The 25440-nt window shown below is 39.5% G+C and carries 14 protein-coding genes and 2 pseudogenes; 5 read left to right on the forward strand and 11 right to left on the reverse strand.

Annotated features, from left to right (window positions below; genetic code table 11):
- Position 1 precedes the first annotated feature (1 nt).
- Together fabG and V9G42_06260 are read right to left on the reverse strand one after the other, a co-directional pair.
- Positions 2 to 733, reverse strand: coding sequence for a 3-oxoacyl-ACP reductase FabG (fabG, locus tag V9G42_06255; protein ID MEI2759024.1), 732 nt, complete (start codon positions 731 to 733; stop codon positions 2 to 4).
- A 3-nt stretch (positions 734 to 736) separates the two neighbouring features.
- Positions 737 to 2263, reverse strand: a complete 1527-nt coding sequence (locus V9G42_06260; GenBank protein ID MEI2759025.1) for an aromatic amino acid ammonia-lyase — start codon at positions 2261 to 2263, stop codon at positions 737 to 739.
- A 132-nt stretch (positions 2264 to 2395) separates the two neighbouring features.
- Here V9G42_06260 and V9G42_06265 point away from each other — a divergent pair, with 132 nt between their 5' ends.
- From V9G42_06265 to V9G42_06280, 4 genes are all read left to right on the forward strand, one after another.
- Positions 2396 to 5230, forward strand: coding sequence for a TonB-dependent receptor (locus V9G42_06265; GenBank protein MEI2759026.1), 2835 nt, complete (start codon positions 2396 to 2398; stop codon positions 5228 to 5230).
- Positions 5231 to 5300: 70 nt separating this feature from the next.
- Positions 5301 to 5789 carry a DUF1801 domain-containing protein gene (locus V9G42_06270; GenBank protein ID MEI2759027.1) on the forward strand — a complete coding sequence of 163 codons (489 nt, stop codon included), beginning with the start codon at positions 5301 to 5303 and terminating at the stop codon, positions 5787 to 5789.
- 332 nt (positions 5790 to 6121) lie between these two features.
- Entirely contained in the window at positions 6122 to 11575 is a 5454-nt protein-coding gene (locus V9G42_06275) for a PKD domain-containing protein (protein ID MEI2759028.1), read from the forward strand.
- Between the two features lie 41 nt (positions 11576 to 11616).
- Positions 11617 to 13302 (forward strand): T9SS type A sorting domain-containing protein, encoded by a 1686-nt coding sequence (locus V9G42_06280; protein ID MEI2759029.1) that lies wholly within the window; start codon positions 11617 to 11619, stop codon positions 13300 to 13302.
- Between the two features lie 88 nt (positions 13303 to 13390).
- Here V9G42_06280 and V9G42_06285 read toward each other — a convergent pair whose 3' ends face one another.
- Both V9G42_06285 and gyrA read right to left on the reverse strand, forming a co-directional pair.
- Positions 13391 to 14515, reverse strand: a complete 1125-nt coding sequence (locus V9G42_06285; protein ID MEI2759030.1) for a tetratricopeptide repeat protein — start codon at positions 14513 to 14515, stop codon at positions 13391 to 13393.
- Positions 14516 to 14539: 24 nt separating this feature from the next.
- The gene (gene gyrA, locus V9G42_06290; GenBank protein MEI2759031.1) at positions 14540 to 17098 is read right to left on the reverse strand and encodes a DNA gyrase subunit A; all 2559 of its coding nucleotides are present in this window, start codon (positions 17096 to 17098) and stop codon (positions 14540 to 14542) included.
- A gap of 304 nt (positions 17099 to 17402) precedes the next feature.
- Here gyrA and V9G42_06295 point away from each other — a divergent pair, with 304 nt between their 5' ends.
- Positions 17403 to 19967: an ATP-dependent Clp protease ATP-binding subunit gene (locus V9G42_06295; protein MEI2759032.1), complete on the forward strand. Its 2565-nt coding sequence runs from the start codon at positions 17403 to 17405 to the stop codon at positions 19965 to 19967.
- Between the two features lie 223 nt (positions 19968 to 20190).
- Here V9G42_06295 and V9G42_06300 read toward each other — a convergent pair whose 3' ends face one another.
- The 7 genes and pseudogenes from V9G42_06300 to V9G42_06330 all read right to left on the reverse strand — a co-directional run bounded on the left by V9G42_06300 (position 20191) and on the right by V9G42_06330 (position 25387).
- Positions 20191 to 20706 carry a nuclear transport factor 2 family protein gene (locus V9G42_06300; GenBank protein ID MEI2759033.1) on the reverse strand — a complete coding sequence of 172 codons (516 nt, stop codon included), beginning with the start codon at positions 20704 to 20706 and terminating at the stop codon, positions 20191 to 20193.
- Positions 20707 to 20986: 280 nt separating this feature from the next.
- The gene (locus V9G42_06305; GenBank protein MEI2759034.1) at positions 20987 to 21457 is read right to left on the reverse strand and encodes a restriction endonuclease subunit S; all 471 of its coding nucleotides are present in this window, start codon (positions 21455 to 21457) and stop codon (positions 20987 to 20989) included.
- Between the two features lie 152 nt (positions 21458 to 21609).
- Positions 21610 to 21804 (reverse strand): annotated as a pseudogene (locus tag V9G42_06310) (restriction endonuclease subunit S).
- Positions 21805 to 22124: 320 nt separating this feature from the next.
- On the reverse strand, positions 22125 to 22433 hold the full coding sequence (locus V9G42_06315; protein MEI2759035.1) for a hypothetical protein: 309 nt from the start codon (positions 22431 to 22433) through the stop codon (positions 22125 to 22127).
- Positions 22423 to 22800, reverse strand: coding sequence for a GxxExxY protein (locus tag V9G42_06320; GenBank protein ID MEI2759036.1), 378 nt, complete (start codon positions 22798 to 22800; stop codon positions 22423 to 22425). Before V9G42_06320 ends, V9G42_06315 begins: the two co-directional genes overlap by 11 nt.
- A gap of 123 nt (positions 22801 to 22923) precedes the next feature.
- Positions 22924 to 24529, reverse strand: a pseudogene (locus V9G42_06325) (N-6 DNA methylase).
- Entirely contained in the window at positions 24530 to 25387 is an 858-nt protein-coding gene (locus V9G42_06330; GenBank protein MEI2759037.1) for a Bro-N domain-containing protein, read from the reverse strand.
- Positions 25388 to 25440 lie beyond the last annotated feature (53 nt).

Genomic DNA, 25440 nt, shown 5'->3' on the forward strand with positions numbered 1-25440 from the left:
GTCAGGAATAAATACCTCCGTTTATATTGATGATTTCGCCTGTAATATATGATGCTTTGTCTGATGCCAGAAAACTAACAACATGTGCAACTTCTTCAGGCGTACCAAAACGCTCCATCGGAACTAATTTACTCAATTCTTTTTCGTTAAGTCCTTCAGTCATATCACTCTTGATAAAACCGGGAGCAACAGCGTTGACAGTGATTTTTCTTTTAGCAACTTCAAATGCAAGCGATTTTGTTGCGGCAACAATAGCACCTTTAGCAGCTGCATAATTTGTTTGTCCTGCATTACCTTTCAATCCCGAAAGGGAAACAATATTGATAATACGGCCTGCGCGTTTGCGAAGCATTGGGTTCACAACATTTCTGGTAACGTTATAAAATCCTTTGAGTGAAATATTTAATACATCATCCCAGTCTTTTTCGGGCATCCACATTAAAAGTCCGTCACGGGTGATGCCTGCATTGTTTACTAACACACTGATAAATTTATCTTCGTTCACTTTATGCCAGTTGTCCAGCGCTGCATTTACCGTTTCGTTTTCCTGAACATTAAATGGCAGTAACTCACCACTGCCTCCGGCATTTTGAATTGCTGTTAACGTTTCTTCAGCAGCTTGTTTGTTAGATGCATAGTTAATGAGAATATGCAGCTTATGATCTGCTGCAAGCTGAAGTGCAATGGCTTTACCAAGTCCTCGCGATGCTCCTGTTACTAAAGCGCAGTTCATGTGTTAAATCTGATTTTCTTTTAAAATATCAATAACTATTCTGATGTTTTCAAACTGTGGAACATCTTCTTCAACAACTGCAACATGTTTGCGAATAAGCTCATGCAGTGACAAAGTGTTCTTGCAAAGTTTTTGAAACTCTTCTGCACTCAGCAGGTCTATTGCCTGGCACACTGCAAGTGTGAGTACAGCAACAACTTCATAGCTGTTATCAATTACTTTTCTGGTGATAAGGGCACTGTTTGTTCCCATGCTCACCACATCCTGATTGTCGTTGTTGTTTGAAATGCTGTGAACATAAACAGAATTGCTGAGCGACTGATTTTCTGCAGTAGTACTTGTTGCAAGAAACTGCATACCCTGCAATCCAAAATTAAATCCTAGTTTTTTCTTGTTCAGAAATGGAGGGAATTTTCTGTTAAGTTTTTTGTTTAGTAAAAAGTTTAACTGACGCTCTGCAAGTACTGAAAGTTTTGAAATGGCAAGTTTTAGTTTATCCATTTCAAGCGAAATATAGTCACCATGAAAATTGCCGCCATGAAACACGTTATCTGCTTCAGGCATAACTACAGGATTGTCGTTGGTAGAATTTAATTCGTTTTCAGTAACTGCTATAGCAGCCAAATAGGTGTCATAAATAGGGCCAATAATTTGTGGTACACAGCGAATAGAATAATACTCCTGAATTTTGTTTTTGAATTCTGTGCGGCTCAGTTCGGCATGATCAGAGAAGAGCTCTTTTCTGCTGCGAACCAATTTACTTCCTTTCAAAAAGTCGCGCATCTGTTTTGCTACTTCACGCTGGCCGTTGTGTAGTTTAACGTGGTTGAGTTCAGCAGAGAAAGAATCATCAAAAGATTCAATAATTTCATTAATCACTGCCGACAAAGTTATCATCCAACGAGTGAGTCGTTTTGCATAAACAAGGTTGATGGCAGCAATCCCTGTCATGCACGATGTGCCATTTATAATTCCTAAGCCATCGCGCAGTTGAAGTGTTAATGGTTTTATGTTCAGTTTCTTAAAAACATCTGCAGTTTTTTGGCGCATTCCCTCATAATAAACATAGCCTTCACCAATAAGGTTTAGTCCTAGGTGTGCAAGCTGCACCAAATCGCCACTGGCACCAACTCCGCCATGCTCATAAATTTCAGGAACAATATTTTCGTTAAGCATTTTGGTAAGTAATGAAATTACTTCAGGGCTCACGCCTGAATGTGCCTGAAGAAAATTATTAAGTCGTGCTGCAACAACTGCCCTTGCATATACTTCATTAAGTACTGCACCTGTGCCACTGCTGTGACTGCGGATAAGGTTATATTGCAACTGATTTAACTCGTGATTTTCAATCTTGTACTGCACCATAGGGCCAAAGCCGGTGTTGATGCCATAGATAATTTTCTCTTTTGAAAATCTAACTAAAAAATCAAATGATGTACCGATGGATGTAATGATTTCATCATTAACCTTTACGGGTTTTCTTTTAAATGCTATTGATTCAAGCTCTGCCAGTGTTAGCGGATTAGCCATACTTCATTTCCTCATTAAATAGGTTGGCAAAAGTAGCATTTTCAAAAATATAGAACGCCCGAATCAGGCATTGTTGTACTATTGTTTATTCGGTTTCTGTATTTTACTTTTACCCCAAACAAAACCAAGTTTATGAGGAGTTGCTTTACAGCTGTTTTACTTATTGTTTCCGTTTATATTTCTTCAGCACAAAACATTATTTCAGGAATTATTAAAGACGGTAGCTCCGGAGAAACTTTAATTGGTGCAACTATAGTCATTAAAGGTACTACTGAAGGTGCTGCGACTGATATTGACGGAAAATTTTCTTTCGAAACTTCAAAAAGCTTTCCATTAGTTTTAGAAGCATCTTTTGTAGGGTTTATCAATCAGGAAATAGCTGTTAATGATGCACGGCCATTAACCATAAAACTAAAGAAGAATGAAGTGCTGCTCAAGAATATTACAGTCACAGGCAGCCGCATATCAGAAAAGCAAAAAGAGTCACCTGTTACTGTTGAAGCTCTCGATTATATTGCTATTAAAGAAACACCTGCTGCCAGTTTTTACGAGGGCCTTGGTCAGTTAAAAGGAGTTGATCTGACCAGTGCAAGTTTGGGTTTTAAAATCATCAATACAAGAGGGTTTAACAGCAGTTCTCCAGTGCGCTCCTTACAATTGATTGATGGGGTAGATAATCAATCGCCCGGACTGAATTTTTCATTGGGGAATTTTCTTGGCAGCAGTGAGCTTGATGTACAAAAAGTAGATTTAATAGTAGGTGCAAGTTCGGCATACTATGGTCCGAATGCTTTTAACGGTGTTATTGCCATGACAACACGCAGCCCATTTGAATCACCGGGATTGCAGTTTATGGTAAAAATTGGTGATCGCAAACTCAATGAATTTGCTTTACGATTTGCACAGGTTTTTAAGAATAAAAAGGGAGAAGATAAGTTTGCCTATAAGCTCAACTTTTACCGTTTTACGGCTTTGGACTGGAAAGCAGATAATTATTCACCCACAGAGCAATCGCTAAATACAAGTTATAACCCCGGTGGCTACGATGCAGTGAATGTTTATGGCGATGAAGATATGAATGGAACGGATTATCGTAACTTCCCCGGTGCCTTTCCGGGACTGATGTCGTTTAACCGCAAAGGCTACAGAGAAGAAGATTTGGTTGACTACAATAGTAATAATACCAAAGCTGGCATAGCACTGCACTACATGATTACCCCTAAAATTGAAGCTATTGCTGCTACCAATTACGGTACTGGTACTACAATTTATCAGGGCGATAATCGCTACAGCCTGAAAAATATTAAATTTTTACAAAACAGAGTTGAAGTCAGAGTGAAAGATAAATGGTTTGTCAGAGCATACAACACTTCTGAAGATGCAGGTCAGTCGTACGATGCATACTTTACAGCGTTATTACTGCAGCGCAGTGCCAAAAGCGATGGACACTGGAAAAATGACTATGAGAATTTCTGGAATGGAAATTATAACATGAGTTTCATCAGGAAGCTTCCGGGCTTTCCACCACCTCCCGGTTTTGGTCCGGCTTATGTGCAGTGGCTGCAATCTGTGAATCCATTTTTATTGAACAATTATTATGATTCATTGGTGTATTATCATCAGCAGGCACAGGCATATGCTAGTGGGGCCGGTAATCCTCAAAATCAAAACGTGGCTTTCTACGAGCCGGGAACAGAGCGTTTCGATTCGGCTTTTAATGCAATAACTTCACGTAAATCATATTCAGAAGGGGGGTCGCGGTTTTATGATAAGTCAAAACTATATCACATACAAGGTGAGTATCGGTATCCAAACAAATGGGTTGATGGTGTAATTGGCGGTAATTATCGTTTGTATAAACCCAATTCCGATGGAACAATTTTTTCTGATACCAGCTATGTGCATTATAATATTTCAGCTAACAACGATACCTTATCAATAGACACATTACGCAACAAGCTTTCTGTTTATGAATTTGGAATTTATGCAGGCATTGAAAAGAAAATTCTTAAAGAAAAAATAAAACTCAATGCCACAGTGCGTTTTGATAAAAATCAGAACTTTAAATTGCTTGTTTCACCTGCAGGTTCTGTTGTTTACACTCCGGATGACAACCATGTTTTCAGAGTATCTTTTTCGTCTGCTATTAGAAATCCTACCCTCACCGATCAATATTTGTTTTATCAGGTTGGAAGGGCTACATTGCTTGGAAACATCAATGGCTACACTAACCTTTTAACTCCCGAATCGGTAACAGAGTTTTATGATAGCAGCAAGTCTTCTTTTAAATTCTTGAATTTTTTCGACATCGATCCGGTCAGACCTGAAAAAGTAAAAACTCTTGAAGCCGGTTATCGTGCAACATTGTTTAAACGGTTGTATGTAGATTTGAATGGGTATTACTCCTGGTATCGTGATTTTATAGGCTATCAGATTGGCGTTGATGCCGACACATTTTCCATCAACACATTTGGCGGTACTATTTACGATTTGGTTTTTAATCGTGTTGTGCGTGTTGCCTCTAATGCACAGAGTGAAGTTACTACGCAAGGCGTATCTGTTGGTTTGAATTATTACATCGGAAAATATTTTGCACTGACGGGAAATTACAGCTGGAATAAATTGAATAAAAAAGGCACTGATGACCCCTTGATTCCTGCATTTAACACACCTGAAAACAAATACAATATTGGATTCAATGGACGCGATATGTATGGTGTTGGATTTAATATCAACTATAAGTGGGTACAGGGATTTAAGTATGAAGGGTCACCACAGTTTACAGGTAAAATACCTTCTTATGACATGGTTGATGCACAAGTAAACTATAAGTTAAAAGAAGCCGGTACCACGTTTAAGCTGGGAGCAATGAACCTGCTCAACAATAAACATTACGAAATTTATGGCGGACCCAAAGTAGGCAGGATGGTTTATTTTAGTATTTTATTTGAGGTAGATAAATTGTAGGCTTACTTTTGATGTTAGTGATTTTTTATTCAAAGAGTTTAGTGTGTTTAATATTCATTCATAAAGTAAAATGAAAGCTGAAGGGAAAAGTGTTAAAAAAATATTGGCAAACCTGCCTGATGACAGAAAAGTGCCATTCAACAAATTGCATGAGACAATTTTAAAAAATTTACCCAAAGGTTTTGAAGCAGCCATCAGTTATGGTGGCTTAGGTTATGTTGTGCCGCATACTATTTATCCTGATGGCTATCACTGCAAGCCTGTTGAGCCATTACCTTTTGCAGGAATAGCTTCTCAGAAACAATCCATAAATTTTTATCACATGGGGATGTATGCCGATGCGATGTTATTAAAATGGTTTGTGAGCGAATTTCCAAAACACAGCAAACAAAAATTGGATATGGGCAAAAGTTGTGTTCGTTTTAAGAAGATGGATGATATTCCCTATAAACTAATTGGCGAGTTGATGAAAAAAATTACAGTTGAAGAGTGGATTCAAAAATATGAAACGGCATATAAACCTAAAACTAAAGTTGTAAAAGAGAAGAAGGTGAAGTAGTATATTGGTGAAATCAATTTTTATCAAAATCAAATATTGAATGAATACAGATGAGAAAATTTAAAATACATTTCATTAAAATGTGATTAATAAGAGTTGTTTGCCTGAATCTATGATTAAATTATTTTGTAAAAATAAATAGTGTATTCGTAAAGATTTTTCCAAAATAAATTTGGAATTTCAATTAAACAGATTTAATTTTGGTTTGCATTTGGATAGATGCATGACATAATTACAAACCAAAAAACCATGTTTATGAGAGCTATTACATTACCCCCCCCCCCGCAAACAATTTTCTGAAAAGCACCTTTAGCAGGTTAAGGAAAAATGTTTTGAAGACAAGAATTATTGCATTATTGCTGGTGTTGCTTCCGTGCTTTTTAAAGGCGCAATATGCTGTAGTAGGCAACACAGAAGACTGCATGAATAATATTTCAGTATATTCAGTCAGCGGAACACCATTACCTGCAACATACACATGGAATGTATCCGGTGGCTATATCGTAAGTACGGGCACAGGCACAGTGAGTATAGGTTGGAGTGCAGTGGGTTCAGGCTCTGTTGGTGTTACTTTGTATGATGTTTCCGGAACAGTAATAGGAACACCATCGCTTGCTGTAACAGTAAACCCATTACCACAGCCTGTATTAACCACAGATTTCACCAATAACTGTGTTATCTATAAAGAGCATGAAGGACAGGTAATACCCACAGTAGTAAACGACACCTGCTGGCATGTTTGTGAAAACGGAACTGTTCATTACTTCGCAAATCCCGTTAACGTTGGTTCGGTATTAAATTGGAGCGTAACAGGGGCACAAAGTTTTACAGTCATTTCAAACAATGAGATAGGAGTTTTGTGGGGAAGTGCCGGCAACGGAATGGTTTCTGTAACGGAGACCGATGGCAATGGTTGTGTAAATACGACTGAAAAATGCATTGAGATAATTGAATCGCCACTGGCAATAATAACTGCATATCCCGGAGATGTGGATTGTCGTTTAGGAGGCTCAATTGCTGTCTGTCTTGAACAGAATGCTTTGTTTTTTGGTAATGCTGATCTTGGAAATTCAGGCTCGCCAATTGTAAGTTGGTTGTGGGATTTTGGTGATGGTACTTTTTCGACACATAGAGATGAAGTACATTCATGGCTAACCCCCGGAACCTATCACGTAACGCTCACCGTAACCAATGCTTGCGGTTGTACAGGCATATGTTATGTAACGGTAGAAGTTGACCCGGTAAATGGTGTGAATATAGAATGCCCGACACCGATATGCCAAGGCGATACAGGTAAATATTATACCGATGCAGTGAATTGCAGTTCTTATAACTGGGTAGTTACCGGTGGAAACATACTTTCACCAACGCCTTATGGCAGTAGCATACAGGTAGAATGGACAGGAGGCAGCGGCAATGGAATTTTATGTTTAGATAATACTAACGGTGGGTGTGGCAATTATTGCCCGAGTGAAACTTGTGTTGAGATACCAATTATTTCTACAACAAGTAGTATTGACGGGCCAACATTAGTATGTAAAGGCTCTCAGACAAAATACAGTGTTCCTGCCATGACGGGTTGTGTTTATAACTGGCAGATAACAGGCAGCAATGGTACAATTATTTCAGGTCAAGGCACCAACGAAATACTGGTAGATTGGGCAAGTGCGGGCACATCAACCCTAAGTGTAAATTATAACAATGCCTTATTAGATTGCGGAGGCACTGCAAACATAACAGTTGAAACCAAGCAGCCTTTTAGCATTAGCGGCCCCACAAAAAGTTGTCCGGGAGCAGATGTAGTGCTAACTGCTGTTAATCCTGATAACGTGCTGTTGGATTGGACTCTGACAGATGCTTCTCAAAACACTATATATCTTGGTAGCGGCACCGGTATTCCTGATTTTACTATTACAGGGTGGACTTATCCGAGTGGCACCTATATTATTACAGCATTAGACAATACCAACAGTTATTGTAATTACATTGCAAGCATCACTATTGAAATAACAGACGCCCCACCGGCACCGGCACTGCCTGTTGGCGATAACCCAATATGTCCGGGCACAGTACATTTGTATAGCGGCACAACATTGAATGCCGGATATTATTTAGAATGGAGTACAACACAAGGATTGCCTGCAACAGGCACAGGCAATGAATTGTCAATAGGCTGGATTAATACAGCGCCTCCGCATAACTATTCCATCAGTTTGGTACAGGTAGAGTCTTCTACAGGATGCAAATCAATGCCAACGGTATTGCCTATACAGGAAAGATTATACATCAACCCTGTCATAACCGGTAATTTTACACCCTGCATAAATAAACAGGTAACCTATCAGATTTCCAATGCTGCTCCTCAGGGTAATTATATATTCGACCAATTGGAATGGGTAATCATTCCAGCTACAGCAGGCAGCATCATCAGCGGGCAAGGCACTACCAGTGTAACCGTGCAATGGAATAACCAGCCTTCTCCCTCCGGTGTTTACGATACGTATCTTCAGGTAAAGACATCACTTTGTGGTTCGCCCCCAATCTCTTACCCGAATACGGTGTTCGACCCACCCAACATTTCACTGGGCGGAGCACCTTCTTTGGCTATTACAGCATCACCCAATCCTGCTTGTGAAAATACGCCTATAACATTTACAGCCGTACCGGCACTACCGGGTAATTATACCTGGAGTTTTGGTGATGGCAATAGCGGCAACAGCCCATTAACAGCATCGCATTCTTATGTGCTGACTCAAGGTGCCAACCTCACAACCTTTGATGTTACCCTGACGGTTGATGATGGCGGCTGCCAGTCTTATGCCAGCACCAAAGTTGACGTTAATCCTGCTCCCTTACTTTCACTGACCCTTTCGCCTTTGTATTTCTGCCCACCAACTACGACCAATATAACAGCCACGTTAGTGCAACAATCAGGTAGCTTTAATTATTCGTGGAGTAATAATGCCTCCAATAATACCAACATTAATACACTTAATTACTTAGACACACAACCATTCGGTATAACTATTACCAATACAGTAACCGGTTGCGCATCATCACAAACCATTTCAATTTCAAATTGTTCGCCCAATCCTATACCGTGTAATCCCGATCCAATAAACATTAGTTTTACAGCCACGCCTGCATCAGATTGTCAAACGATAGATTTTACAGAGAGCTTCAATCCTACACCGGTAAGTTTCTTATTGGATTTTGGTGATGGCGTTACTAGTAGTCAGCCTAATCCAACACATACATACAGCACTGCAGGACAATATAGCGCCTGTTTGTATGCCTACGATAATACCGGGCAACAGTATTGCGACTATTATTGTGCACCAATACCTTTAGCCCTTATTCCTGATTTTATAACCTCGCTGCATTGCAGCAGCACACCGGGAAGCTATGATGTGGAGTTTATTGACCTATCAGCTTTTATCACTCCAATAACCACTTGGGAGTGGTATTCAGGCACCACACTGCTAAGCACAAGCAACCACCCAACCATTACTTTGGCAGCAGGCACCTATAACATTAAACTAAAAATAGGAAACGGCACCAAATATTGCGAACGCACACTAACAATAAATATACCTGCACCACCCGTAGCATCATTTACCGTTGCAGGAGGACCCTTTTGCGAGGCGCAAACGGTAGTGCAGCTAACGGCAAGCAACACCAACGTGCATCATGCCCTTTGGGATTTTGGCGATGCTTCCACTTTTATTCCGCAAAACCCGGCTTCCTCTATTAATGCGCTGAAAGTGTTTAAATTTCAAGGAACTAAAACCATAACTTTAGTAGTTACCGACAAATACGGCTGCACCTATACAAGCATACAGCAGGTAACGGTTAATGACTATAATTTGGGTGGATATATTTCTATTATTCCTAATACATTTTGTCCCGGAGCAAATGCCCTTTGTTCTTTTACAGCACAATCCGGTAGCCCCACCTCATGGTTATGGACAGGAGGTTTCACAACACCTACATTAACGGTAATTCAAACCGGTCAGTATTTTGTTACGGTTAGCGATAATAACGGCTGCAGCTATAGTCCTGCATTGCCGGGTCAGGCAGCAGTGGTTAATGTTCCAAAGCCTGCTATTTGGGGTGATTTGACACTGTGCGAAGGCGATGCCATAAATTTAGATGGTAATCAAGGTAGTGCCGTACAATATAACTGGACAGTGGTTGACCCCAATAATGTTACTACAACCTATAGTCAATCGTCCATTCATATTGCAGGTGCCGTTGCCGGAACCTATCATGTAACACTTGACATTACAGCAAACGGCTGCAGCCGCAGCACCTCTGTGGATGTAGATGTAAATCCGTTGCCCCCATTGCCCGATATTCAAAGCAGTGTAGCACAAGCCTGCGAAGGACATCCCATAGACCTGACAGTTATGAATGCCGGTACCTACTGGGTAAACTGGAGCAATGGCGCAAGCGGACCTGTTGTTACGGTTTACAATGCCGGTGGCTATCAGGCAACACTCACTGATGCCAATGGCTGTACTAATCATGCAACCTTTGAAGTGCATGAAAACCCCTATTCAGGATTTATGATGACAGGCTGTGTACAATATTGCGACACGTTGCCTGTAACCGTATTCGGTAGTGGAAATTTGTCATTTGAAAAATGGATATGGTATGTTGATGGTGTTGCTCAAACTTCGGGACAGCAAAGCCCGGTCCAAAATCTTAATATGGGATTGCTCAGCCCGGGTGTGTATGTAGTAAGACTACAGTTGGTAGTTGCATATCCTGATGGGACAAATTGCGAAATGATGTCTGATGCTCTTGAAATTACCATTATACCATGCCCTTGCAGGCTTTATCCCGAAGGTAAAATTTACTGCATGAACGAAGTAAATGGTGATGTACAATCATTGAATAATTATCACTTCGAGATAGTAACCAACTACAGTTGTTCTGCTAATCCCAATGTCATGGTGACTTCGCCAGATGGCGGAGTGTCAATGCTGCCGAATTCAAATCCACCGCAACTGCTCACCGGCATATTATCAACCTACAGTGCTTACCCGAACAATGTTTGTTTTGACATTAACATAACCGATCCTAACAAGCCGGAGTGCAGCTGCAACTACCTCTATTGTATGAAATTGCCCAAATGCGGAGTTCCTGTAGGCTGTGGCACAGAAGCTAAAATAGACAATGTTCAATGTATTGGTCATGATGCCAATGGCAACAGAATCTATAGTTTTACACTTACGCTGCTAAATTCGCCACAGCTATTCTCTATGTTCACGGCTCAGGGTGGTGTTTTAGGCACCATGCCGGCCACGGTTGGTCCCGGCACGACTATTATCAACAGCACAATAACCGTCAACAGTAATGCAAGTTTCTTTTGCATCACCTTGCATGGCTATAATTTTACTACCTACACAGCTTGTAAAACATCTGGTTGCTCTGGTAATTTGCCTCCTTGTGGTATTATCTCAAGAAACGGAGAGAAAAACACTACCGCACCACTGCTTCGGGTAAGCTATCAAAATGATGGTAACGATGCTGTTCAGATTTCGACACTAAGTCTGATGCCTAACCCCGCTAAAAACAGCGTTACCCTACGTTACAGTGCCCGTACAGGTGGTATTATTACCATCACTTCTGCTGTTGGACAAAAAATGTATAACGAAAAAGTGACAACAGAAGGTCTGTCCGAACTCTCTACACAGCAATGGCTGCCGGGAATTTATTTTGTTACCCTGCAAAGCAATGCAGGAGATTGTTTGGTTCAAAAATTAATCATCATCAAATAACACACACAATGAAAACAGGTGTAAAATTATTTCTCTTATTCATGATGCTGTTTGCAAATGCAACAGCACAAACACCGGGTTGGCAATGGCTGTCGCGTGTTGGCGGTTACAGCGGCAATGGCAATGGTGCCGGTGGGCCTGACGAATGGGTAAAAGATGTAAAGACCGATGCACAGGGTAATGTATATGTATGTGGCAGGGTATGTTATGGAGCTAACTTTAATGGCGACACCATGACTACCTATCAGGGCTATTTTACCTTGTTTCTGGCTAAGCTAAACTGCCAAGGAAACTTAGTGTGGGTAAGAACGGCTGGTACTGCTGCTTTTAATAGTATCGAGGCTTATGGTCTTGCATTGGATGATTATGGCAATATCTATCTTACGGGATACTTGGTTGCCTATCCATTTAACCCCACCCAGTTTTTTGACACGCTGATAACTGAAGACACAAATGATTTTTTCTTAGCCAAGTTTGATACGTCAGGCAATTATAAATGGGCAAAAATTGCAGGACCGGGATCTGGAATTTTAGGAACTAGAGGATTCAAAATTCAAATTACAGATGACGATATGATTAATGTTTCCGGTGTTGGAGGTTCTTCTGGAATTTTTTTCCCCGGCTATAATTTTAGTTCAAGTTGGTGCTTTGCAGCACGTTTTGATACTTCCGGAAATATTAACAGGCTTCAGAACTTGGGCAGTGTATATGGCCCAATTATGAATGATTACAAAATAAGCCCAACAGGCGATCAGTACATTACAGGATTTTTTTATTTAGACTCTATGGTAATTGGTGATACAGTACTTTACAAACCCTATAATGCAGCCTGCCCCACATGTTGTAATATATTCTTAGTTAAATTTGATTCGACAGGGCAGTTTCAGTGGGCTCGTAATTTTGGTGATACAGTTTATAGCTTTAACAAAGGCTATGGGTTATCTATGTTTGGGCCAGATATATTATTAACAGGAGGGCTTAATACTGCTGCAAATATTGATGGTTTCTCACCAATAAACAGTTTAAGTACTAATATTCATATGGATTTACCTTTTGTTGCAAAGTTTAACTCAAATGGTGTTTGTACGTGGTTTACAAACTCCCAACATAAATATGGTAGTTGGGCAACAGGAGGTATAACAACTTTGAGCAATGGAGTATCATACTACAGCGGTTTTTTTGGCGGACCGGCTAAGTTTGGTACTGATTCTTTTGCAAGCACAGGATTAACGGATATTTTTTTAGCAGAGGTATCACCATCAGGAGTCATTACATCCGGGACAAAAATCACAAGCATGGGTGATGGTGATGAGCCACAATGTATAACACACGATAGCAGCGGCAACGTATATGTTGGCGGTAGCAACAGAAGCAGTTTAACCCTAAATGGTGTAACCTACCCTTTTCAGGGAGGTGAATCCGATGGTTTTATAGCCAAGTGGGGCACTAACTGTACGGTGGGTATAGCAGAACAGGAGTCTCTGCCGGCAGAAGATTTGTTTTTATATCCTAACCCGGCAACAACAGAAATAAATATTCAGAATAAAGTGCAAGGTATTACCAACATAACAGTTTATGATGTTGTAGGCAAAAAAATATTGAGCAAAAAAATACTGAGTAAAGAACTGTTAGTTAAGATAGATGTATCGTCATTCTCACCGGGCATTTACATTGTAAAAGCCAATGGTAAAACAAATATGCTAACAGCAAAGTTTGTTAAGGAGTAGAAAAAGCATTGGTGAAATTGTGTTTTAACACCGCATTACAAAATAAAAAACCCCGCATTGCGGGGCTTTTTATTTTGTTTTGAAAATTTTATTTTGTTTCAGCGTCCAATGCAGCTTTAACCTTTGCATAGTTTACGGTATCATTAAGGGTGGCATAAAGTTGTTTCAATGAAACCATTGTGCTTTGATCTTTTGGATTCAACTCCCAGGCTTTTTCAAGATAAGGTTTTGCTTCTTTAAACTTTGCTTCAAATACTGTTTTTGCTTTTGCATATTGATTGTTGTCTTTGATGTTATTTGCTTCATTGGCTAAATGTGCACCTTCGTTAAAAAATAATGCACCTAAATTATAGTAGGCATCAAAATAATCCGCTTTAAGTTCAATAGCTTTTTTGTATGCAGTAATGGCAGCATCTTTATTTTTATCAGTCTTTTCTACTAATGTGCCTTTGGCAAAATAAAGGTTGGCATTGGTGGGGTCTTTTTCTATAGCTTTATTTATTGCGCCAAGTGCCTCCGCTGTTTTTCCTGAGCTGATATAGATGTTTGTTTGTGTAATAAGTATTGATTTTTCTTCTGGGAAGCGTGATAAACCACGTGATAATATTTCAATTGCTTTTGTTGTGTCTCCTTCGGTAAGATAAAGTTGCGCATAGCTATGATACATTTTTGCATCTTTATATTGCATCTCATCTAATTTGTTGTAGTATTGTTTTGCTTTAGCTGTATTCCCTGCGCGCTCTGCACACAAAGCTGCATTGAAATATGATGATGTATCATTGGGCATGATGGAAACTACACCTTCATAAGCTGTAAGTGCACTTGCAAAGTTTTTAAGATTATAATTTACATATCCCATATCGGCAAATTGCTGTGCCAATATTTTTTTCTTCTCTGCAATATCATCAGCGTATTCAAATTTCGGATTCAATTCCAAAGCTTTATTGTATGATTTCAAAGCCTCATTCAATGGATCGTTTGAAAGGTTGGCAAATTTTTCATTTTTATACAATGCCTGATAAATCAATCCGCGATAATACCATGCTTTATCATAATTCATGGTGTTTTCGTTGTTTACTGCAATGTCAATGCTTTCTTTTGCTTTGTCTAACTGTTCGTACTTAAGGTAACTGTAAGCAGATTGTACCTGCGCACGCTGTGCATAACTGCCAAGGGCTAAACTGATAAACACAACTGTAAGTATTCTTTTCATTTTATCTTGTTGTTTAAATGTTAATTATTCCGGTTGATTGTTGTTTTCTTCTGTTTGGTTGTTGTTTGGTTCATCCTTCTCAGTAGTGGAATTTTCTTCGTTATCAGTGCCATTCTCCTTATGATTGCCGTTGCCTGTAATTTCCATATCAATCTTTGCTACAGACGCAATTGAGTCATCATCATCTAAACGAATAAGTTTTACACCCTGTGTGTTTCGTCCCATAACGCGCAAATCTTTCACTTCCATACGAATGGTGATGCCGGATTTATTGATAATCATCAGATCGTCATCTTCCTTTACACTCTTTATAGCAATCAGATCTCCTGTTTTGTCGGTAATGTTCATTGTCTTAACACCTTTGCCGCCACGGTTTGTTACACGATAATCTTCCAGATCGCTGCGCTTGCCATAGCCTTTTTCACTCACTACCAATATGTTTTCTTCACTTGCATTTTTCACGCAAACCATGCCTATCACTTCATCGTTAGTTTGATCAAGTGTTATACCTCTCACGCCAATGGAATTTCTGCCAACTGTACGGACAGTATTCTCATTAAATCGAATAGCACGGCCAGACTTAACTGCAAGTAAAATTTCGTTATTGCCATTGGTCAGCTTGGCTTCAATTAATTCATCACCATCATTAATAACAATGGCATTGATACCATTCTGACGTACGCGTGAATAGGCTTCAAGAGGAGTTTTTTTAATCACTCCCTGCCGTGTACACATCACAATATAATTGTTGTTGATGTATTCTTCGTCTTCCAATGTCTTAACATTAATGAAAGCAAAGACTTTATCATCGGGTTCAATGCTGATTAAGTTTTGGATGGCACGTCCTTTAAATTGTTTGTTGCCTTCCGGAATTTCGTAAGTCTTCAACCAGAAACAACGTCCTTTCTGTGTAAACAGCAGTATGTAATTGTGATTGGTTGCCACAAATAAATGTTCAACAAAATCTTCATCGCGTGTGCTGCTGCCTATGGAGCCTCTTCCGCCACGGTTTTGAGTGCGATACTCTGTTAGTGGTGTGCGTTTAATATAGCCCATGTGTGAGATGGTTACTACAACAGCCTCATCTTCTATCATATCTTCCATGCTGATGTCGTCTGCTGCATACACAATCTCTGTCCTTCGTTCATCACCATATTTTTCTAAAACCTCTGCTACTTCCTTCTTCAATAAAAGCATACGCAGTTCTTCGCTGCCCAATACTTTTTGCAGGTAGTCAATAAGTTTCATCAACTCTGCATACTCTTCCTTAATCTTATCACGTTCAAGACCCGTCAAGCGTTGCAGACGCATATCCAGAATTGCTTTTGCCTGAATTTCTGATAAGGCAAATTTCTCAATCAGTCCATTGCGGGCTTCATCGGGTGTTTGTGAAGCACGTATCAGTGCAATAACTTCGTCCAGATGATCGAGTGCAATGAGTAAGCCTTCTAAAATGTGCGCACGTTTTTCGGCTTCGGCTAATTCGAATTTTGTTTTGCGCACCAATACATCATGACGGTGTTCAACAAAGTAGTGAATCAGGTCTTTTAAGTTCAACAACAAAGGTCGTCCGTTAACCAAGGCAATATTGTTAACACCAAATGATGTTTGCAGTGACGTATGCTTGTAGAGGTTGTTAAGCACCACACTTGCCATGGCATCTCTTTTTATTTCATAGACAATGCGCATGCCATCACGACCACTTTCATCTCTGATGTCGGTTATACCTTCAATTTTTTTGTCATTTACTAAGTCGGCTGTTTTCTTAATCATTTCAGCCTTGTTAATCATGTAGGGTATCTCGTTTACGATTATACGTTCGCGGCCATTCTCTAATGTTTCGATAATGGCTTTGGCACGCATCACTACACGACCTCTTCCTGTGAGTAAAGCTTCTTTTACACCGGAATAACCATAAATTATTCCTCCCGTAGGAAAATCGGGTGCTTTAACATATTGAAGCATTTCTTCAACAGTAATATCTCTGTTATCAATATAGGCAATAACTGCATTGCACACTTCTGTTAAATTGTGTGGGGGCATATTGGTGGCCATTCCTACGGCAATACCCGCAGCACCATTAACTAAAAGATTTGGAATTTTTGCCGGTAAAACGGTTGGCTCCTGTAAAGTATCATCAAAGTTGAGCTTAAAATCAACTGTGTCTTTGTCAATGTCAGCCAACATTTCTTCTGCAATTTTTTTCAGACGTGCTTCTGTGTAACGCATTGCTGCAGGGCTGTCGCCATCAATACTGCCGAAGTTACCTTGTCCGTCAACCAATGGGTAGCGTAAACTCCATTCCTGGGCCATACGTACCATAGTGTCATAAACAGATGCATCGCCATGAGGGTGGTATTTACCTAAAACCTCACCGACAATTCTGGCTGATTTTTTATATGGACGATTGGATAATACTCCTAAATCGAGCATGCCGTAAAGTACTCTGCGGTGAACAGGTTTAAAACCATCGCGCACATCGGGTAATGCACGTGACACAATTACCGACATTGAATAATCAATGTAGGCTGTTTTCATTTCTTCTTCAATGTTTATACGAACTATTTTTTCTCCTTCTGACATAGTGTGTTAATACAATATTTGTTTTGAAATTTATTTGAAATTATATGTGAAAAAGCTTAAATCGGCAATGGTAAACTTGTCATCTTAAAATGCCCCTTTTTGCTTGTTTTGTCATGTCTGCGAAGGTAGTGTTTTATTGGCATATTTTATGATAAAAACCGGGTAAAATGTTATGAAGATTTACTAACAATGCAAAAACGAAAATTATTGTTAAGTTTGTTGTTCACAATTAATAAAATTGCATCTGAAGTAAAAGAAAACTATTTCGGATTTTTACCGTTAAAATTGAATAAATACACAGAATATGGAAGCAAAATTTAGCCCCAGAGTAAAAGATGTGATAACCTATAGTAGAGAAGAAGCACTACGATTAAGTCATGATTATATTGGCACAGAGCATTTGTTGCTGGGCCTTATCCGTGAAGGCGAAGGCATGGCAATAAAGTTTTTAAAGTCGCTCAATGTAAATCTGGTAGAACTGCGAAAGTCGGTTGAGAACGCTGTTAAAGGAAGTGTTAATAATGTTAGCAACCTTAATAATATTCCACTTACAAAGCAGGCAGAAAAAGCTTTAAAAATAACTTATCTTGAAGCTAAGATTTTTAAAAGTGATATTATAGGCACGGAACATTTGTTGCTTTCAATTCTGAAAGACGAAGACAATATTGCAACACAAATACTAAATCAGTACGGCATAAACTATGAGATTATGCGTGAGGAGTTGGAAACCTTCAAATCTAATTTCAAATCAGAGGCACCACAGTCGCCATCTGACGATCCTTATAGCAAGGATGATGATGAAGGTCCGGGGTTGGGTAGTGGTTCAACAGCAAAAAAATCCGGTGATGCCAAATCAAAAACTCCGGTGCTCGACAACTTTGGTCGCGATTTGACCAAGGCTGCCGAAGAAGGAAAGTTAGATCCTATTGTTGGTCGCAGCAAAGAGATAGAAAGAGTTTCGCAAATTCTGTCACGCAGAAAGAAAAATAATCCAATCCTCATCGGTGAGCCTGGTGTAGGAAAATCTGCTATTGCCGAAGGCCTTGCTTTACGCATTATTCAACGCAAAGTTTCCAGAGTGCTTTTCAATAAAAGAATTGTTACACTTGATTTAGCTTCATTAGTTGCCGGAACAAAATATCGCGGACAGTTTGAAGAGCGTATGAAAGCAGTGATGAATGAACTGGAAAAATCACCAGATGTAATTTTGTTTATTGACGAAATTCATACCATCATTGGTGCAGGTGGTGCCAGTGGTTCGTTAGATGCTTCCAACATGTTTAAGCCTGCATTGGCCCGTGGCGAGATTCAATGTATCGGAGCTACCACATTAGACGAGTACAGACAGTACATCGAAAAAGATGGTGCCTTAGACAGACGTTTTCAGAAGGTAATTATTGACCCTACCTCTGTTGACGAAACAGTAGAAATTCTCAACAATATTAAAGACCGTTATGAGGAGCATCATCATGTGAATTATACTCCTGAGGCATTGAAAGCCTGTGTAACGCTTACCAACCGCTATATAACCGATCGCTTTTTGCCGGATAAAGCAATAGATGCTCTGGACGAAGCAGGTTCACGCGTGCACCTTTCAAACATTCATGTTCCTGCCAATATTATTGACCTTGAAGGAAAAATTTCAGAGATAAAATCAGAGAAAAACAGGGTTGTTCGCAGCCAGAAATATGAAGAGGCAGCACGCCTTCGCGATTCCGAAAAACAATTGATTGACCAGCTTGAAGCAGCTAAAAAACAATGGGAAGAAGAAACAAAAAATCAACGATATGCCGTAACGGATGAAGATGTTGCAGAAGTGGTTTCTATGATGAGTGGCATTCCATTGCAACGTGTGGCACAGGCAGAAACAGCACGATTGATTAATATGCCTGAAGAACTGAAAGGCAAAGTGATTGGTCAGGATGATGCCATTAAAAAAGTTGTTCGTGCTATTCAGCGTAACCGTGCAGGTCTGAAAGACCCTAACAAACCAATAGGCTCATTTATTTTCTTAGGTCCAACAGGTGTGGGCAAAACAGAACTGGCCAAAGTGCTTGCTACGTACTTGTTCGATACGGAAGATGCATTGATTCGTATAGATATGAGTGAATACATGGAAAAATTTGCTGTATCGCGACTCATTGGAGCACCTCCCGGCTATGTGGGGTACGAAGAAGGTGGACAGCTTACCGAGAAAGTAAGACGCAAACCATATTCCGTAGTGCTGCTGGACGAAATTGAGAAAGCACATCCAGATGTATTCAATTTGTTGTTGCAGACACTTGATGATGGTCAGCTGACAGACTCTTTAGGACGCAAAGTGGATTTTAAAAACACCATCATCATCATGACAAGTAACATTGGTTCACGTCAGTTGAAAGATTTTGGAACGGGAGTAGGCTTTGCTACAGGTGCTAAAAATGCACAGATGGACGAACATGCCAGAGGTGTTATAGAAAATGCATTAAAGAAAGCATTTGCCCCTGAATTCCTCAATCGTATTGATGATGTGGTAATATTTAATTCGCTCAGCAAGGAAGATATTATCAAGATTATTGATATTGAATTGGAAAAATTATATTCGCGCATTGCAGGCTTGGGTTATAAGCTTAAACTTAATGATGAGGCTAAAGATTTTATTGCAGATAAAGGTAATGATGTAAATTATGGAGCACGTCCGCTTAAGCGTGCTATTCAGAAATATGTTGAAGATATGCTTGCAGAAGAAATCATCAAAGCCGAGTTGCAGGAAGGTGATAATATAGAAGTGGTTTTTGATAAAGAAACACATCTGCTCAAAGCCAATATTACCAAGTCATCACCGCCACCACCAAAATCGAGGAAGAAGAAAGAAGAAAATAATTCTTAAAAACAAAGAGCCGCTGTTTTTTCAGCGGCTCTTTGTTTTTGTACTTGTACACACATCTATTTCTTGCATACACTATGATTAACTACCCAAGCCCTTGGTTTTGTAAATCCATTAATCTTGGTGTTTTAAGTAGTACATTGCCTGTCCACAGATGAGTGACGGTTTGAGGTACGCGCTAAAGTTTGTTCAAGGCAATTATTGTTAGCTACTTTTTTGTCATTACTTAATTTATAGCACGAAGCTCTTTTAATTTCCATCTTCCTTTTTCTTTTATCCATACATCCGCCCAAAACCAGAAGTAGGTTTGCGGCTTGCCAAACTCGTCTGTTTCTTTTACCACATTACCGTAAGTAAGCACACCCATGTTGTCGTAAAATTGAAGCACCACATTTTCATATTGCACATCGGTGATAGTCCATTTGCCATTAATGCGGTCGTGAATGTATTCCTGCCGGTTTAATAATGTTCCTTCACCCTGGTATAAAAATTCTATTGAGAGACAACTGTCAAATAAAGCAGCACTGTGCTGTTGCATTGCAAGAGGCAAAATAACTTTTGCATGAATCAATGCCAGTGCTTCGGCACTGTCTTTTAAAAAATTATTGGTGATAAGTGTAACCGAATCAATCCTTGTAGTGGGTGTGTTTAAATTTGTTTTGAGATTCACCTGCTTGTATTCGCTTTGTGCGAAAGAGGAAAGAATGCTTAATAAAAGAAATGCTGTCAATAGATCTTTCATTACTTGTTAAGTTTGATTACGCACAAAAGTAAAACTCGTTAGCATTCCGAAAGTTGGAATTTCGCACTGCCGCCATTATTTCGCATAACCGCTGTTATAGCCAGTGGTTCTTGCCCTCTGTCCTTGTAAACCATTGTCAGTATTGAGTTTCTGTGTCATTGAGTGTTGGGTTGTGCGGTTGGGTATTTTTTTGTTTTGAAACTGTCTTTACACCCAACTCCCCCCTAAAAGCCTTCTGGCTCAGACTGCCTTACATTGTCTGAATCAGAATTTACAGAATTTATGGATTAGCAGAATTTTGCTTTGAGGTTAATTCCCCTCTAAACGCTTTTTGGCTTAAACTGCCATACAAACTCTCTAACTCTTGCAAGCTTTGTTGGTATTGGGTTTTGAGGGCTTCTGTTTTTTCTACGATTTGGGCAAATTGGGTTTGGAGTGCGATGGGTGGAACAGGAATTTTTAAACTCCCAAGAATCTGCTGATTAATATTCTGAATGTTTGCTCCTCTACCATTTTGCAACATTGATTTTTTAAACACTGAAACTCTAAACAAGTGTGAGAGATAGATTGAAGTGATTTGTGTTTTTTCAATTCTGTATCTAATGCAGAAACCGCTATAAGTTACCTTATCTTTTTTAGGGAAAACTACAAGGCATCTTCCTACTAATTCTCTATTGCCATTTGAACCACAAAAACTAAATCGTCCGTCTTGTAAATAATATTCATCGCTTGGTGCTGATGATAAATTCAAAATTGGTAATGAATCAATGTACTGTGAGTTTTGATAAATCTTTAAAGCCCCACAAAACACCTAAACAACGAATATTCTAAGTAATCAAACCGATTCATTTCGTGATATACCTTTAGTCCATTTTTTAAAGAACCATAATTCTTAAAAGAATCAATTTCCCATCCCTTCTCATTCCTCACAGGGTCTCCAAACATCTCCAAAAACGTGCTTTTCAAAAATTCATCCAGCAGGCGGATGCTTTCTTTGCGTTGGGCTATCAGGTTTTCGGCTTTGGAAAGAATGGTGGCAATGTGGAGTTGGGCGTGGACACTGGGAATTACAGGAATTTCAAAATCATCTAAAGTCATTTAACTGCTTATGTGCGAATTGTTGCAGAACCGTATTGCTTATTCCTAAATATTGATCCACTGAGATTGCAAGAATATTCCAATAAACATAATGTTGAGTATAACTCAGGTTGAAATTTTGAACTACATAAGGCAATTGATAGGCTTCAAATTATCCCGATTGTCAAAGAAAACTTCGTTCCAGCATTCGCACCATCCCAAGCTATGAGAATATCATCTTCTTTTGCAAATACACCCGTTTTATCAGTTGGTGAATTTAAACGGGTTGGTATCTTACGCAAATCACAATTAGCAAAACTCGTATGAATTCCCACCAGGTTTCAACAAAGGTTCACATCATACTTTCCAGTTTTAACTTTAGCGATATTTTTGAGTTTTTCAAATTTCATTACATCAACTATTTTAATTTTTTTAATCCTTTTTATTAGTTTACTCTGTGTTCTTTGCGAATAACTCTGCGTTCTTTGCGGTAAAAAATCCAACCGCAGAGTTCGCAAAGATTCGCAAAAGTTCTCTGCATTCTTTGCGGTTAAACAGGCAAAACAATTAACCGCAGAGGTCGCAAAGAAAAGCCACAAAGTTTCGCAAAGAATGAAAAACCGCAAAGTATCGCTAAGTTTATATTCCATTTGCTACTCGTTTTATTCCTTGCTTCAGCAATGCCACATTGAAATTTATCAGCAGGCCAAGTTTATAGTTTCCCAGCTTGAGATAAGTTAGTGTTTGTGCCAGATGCACATCATTTAGAGCATCTACGCTTTTTATTTCAATCACTACTTTGTTCTCAACCAACAAATCTATTCTATAACCACAATCGAGTTTTACTTCTTCAAACACCAATGGCATTGGTTTTTCTTTTTCCACTTTCAAACCCACTTTAACCAGAATGTAAAACAAACATTCTTTATAGGCACTCTCCAGCAAGCCGGGACCCAAAGCCGTATGAACCTTAATTGCTGCTCCAATTATTTTATTTGAGATTTCGTTTTCTGTCATACTTAATTTTTAATACTTTGAGTTCTTTGCGAAAATCTTTGTGCTCTTTGCGGTTAGAATCCCACCGCAGAGGTCGCTAAAAATTGCGCAAAGTTTCCAAAGGCCCTTTGTGTTCTTTGCGGTTTACTCTGTGTACTTTGCGGTTAACCTTTTTAATTCCTTTAATCCATTTTGAATATCCGCTTCAATGCTTTCCAATTTCCCGAAAATCACATTCGGTTTTTCATAGCTTACTTCTTCATATACTTCTTCTTTATAGGTGCTCAGGTTCAGGTCGTAGTTGTTTTCTACAATTTCCTTTTTCGGCACCATAAAGTATTTCAACTTTCTGTCGCTGTCTTTTTTGGCATCTCTTGCTTTGTAGCGTTGCACAATGTCGGGCAAATCGCTTTCGGCAATTTTATTTCGCTTATCGTCTAAGGTATAGCCGTCTGCCTGCATATCGTAAAACCAAACATTATTGGTTTCGCCACCTTTGGTAAAAATTAAAATGGCAGTACTCACTCCGGCATAAGGTTTAAATGCTCCGCTGGGCACGGCAATCACGGCTTTCAGTTCTGCTTTTTCAATAATCATTTTCCGCAGGGCTTCAAAAGCTTTGCCACTGTTTTGTATCACACCGCTGGGCACAATCACGGCAGCCGTTCCGCCCATTTTCAGCATATTAAAAATGCGTTCTACAAAAAGCAGTTCGGTTTTGGTGGTGGGCAGTTTCAGCCCTTCGTTAATATCGCCTTTGTCAATATTTCCTGTAAAGGGCGGGTTCGCCATTATCACATCAAACTGGCTGTCTTCATTGTAACTTTTACTCAGCGTGTCTTTGTAGTCAATTTTGGGTTCGTCAATACCGTGCATCATCAGGTTCATCAAACCCAATCGCACCATAGTAGTGTCAATGTCGTAACCCACAAAGCTGTTATCTAAAATGCTTTTTACTTTTTGGGTAAGCACGGCACTAATGGCAGCACGTTCAAAACCATCTTCATCTTTTTGCAACTTGTCAGGGTCTTTCTTTCTCACCAAATCGGTAAGAATGTATTGATAAGCACCCAACAAAAAACCTCCTGTTCCACAAGCAGGGTCGGCAATCCGTTGTCCCAATTGCGGAGCAACCAATTCAGCCATCAGTTTAATAATGTGACGGGGAGTACGAAACTGTCCGTTTTTACCTGCCGTGGCAATTTCGCTCAATAGCATTTCATACACATCACCTTGTATATCCTGAAAAGATTGTCCGCCTTCGGTGGCATCTTTTTCTATTTCTTTAAAAATATCTTCTACAATGTTGATGGCCGAAACCAGCAAACTGGCTTTGGGCATAATAAACACAGCGTTTGCCATGTGGCGGGTAAAATTGTCTGAATCCCCCAGAATTTGCAGGATTAGAGGATTTACTGAATTCTTTAACGAATGGAAACACTTTCATTTGCACATGCATCAGCATTTCGTCTGCAGGCTTGTGTTTAAACACACTCCAACGCAATTCGCTTTTGTCAATGCTTTCATTGCTGCCCGGTATTTGAAATTTTCCTGCAAAGCGGGAAACGTATTTTTCGCCTGTCCATTCGGCATCCCGTTCCCGTTTGGCTTCCAAATCGTCCAACCGTTTCATAAAAATGAGGTAGGTAATCTGCTCAATGGCGGTTAAAGGGTTGGCAATACCACCTTCCCAAAAGTTTTGCCAGAGGCTGGCTATAAGCGATTTTAATTGTGCGTTGTTTTGTAACATTTACTTCTTTTTGTTTTTCAGTTTTTTCTTGTCATCCTCATTCAATTGCAAAGCTGTTTTGGCATTTAGAGAAGTTACTACATTTTTACCTGTTTTAGCTTCCAGTTCCTTGCGAGCAACCTTTGCTACATTACCACCTTGCTTTGCCACTTTTTTGCTTTCTTCAAAATCTTTCGGATTAGTTGCGGCAGAGATATCTTTGGTAGATGCTTCGGCAAGCATATTAAGGATGAGTTCTGTATTGGTCATGTTATCCCTTAGGTTTTCCTTTTTCAGTCCTTTCAGGATTTTATATTCTTTGGTGGTTTTATCACTCCATGCTTTGGTAATAATATCGGTAAGCGTAGCAAACTGAACGCCTTCTTTCAAGCCTCTCTTTTTCCATTCGTCTGTCAGCTCTTTTCTGATTTCAATACTTTTCAGTCTCTGATTAATCCAATTTTCGGAGTAGCCGAGATTCATGTATTGTTCCAATGCCCGGTCAATACTCAGTTCAGGGTCTTGCATTTCATCCAATCGTTCCGATGCTACCTGTGCCAACCAGAGTTTAAAAGGTTCTGCCTTGGGTGAGGGAATAGATTGAATTAGACGAAAAAGCTGTTCGGTATCAGCTACATCGGTAAGGTAGAATTTGCCATCAGCCGATTGCATTTTCAGTTGACTACAATTTGTAGTCAACTGACTTCCTTCCGCTTTTAACCTTGTTTTTAACACGCTCCAGTACTTTCTGGGATTGGGGCTGTCTGTTAAAACAGCAATTACATCAGCAATAGAGAAATACCATTTTTCATGTTCTCCGTCCCAAAGGGTTCTAACTTTCTTTTCCTCAAATACTCTTATTTCGTTCTGTTTCTCCATGTTTTTCTATTTCATTTTCAAGCCGTGACAATCGATCACGGTTTCAATTATAT

Source organism: Bacteroidia bacterium (assembly GCA_037045145.1).
GTDB lineage: Bacteria > Bacteroidota > Bacteroidia > AKYH767-A > OLB10 > OLB10.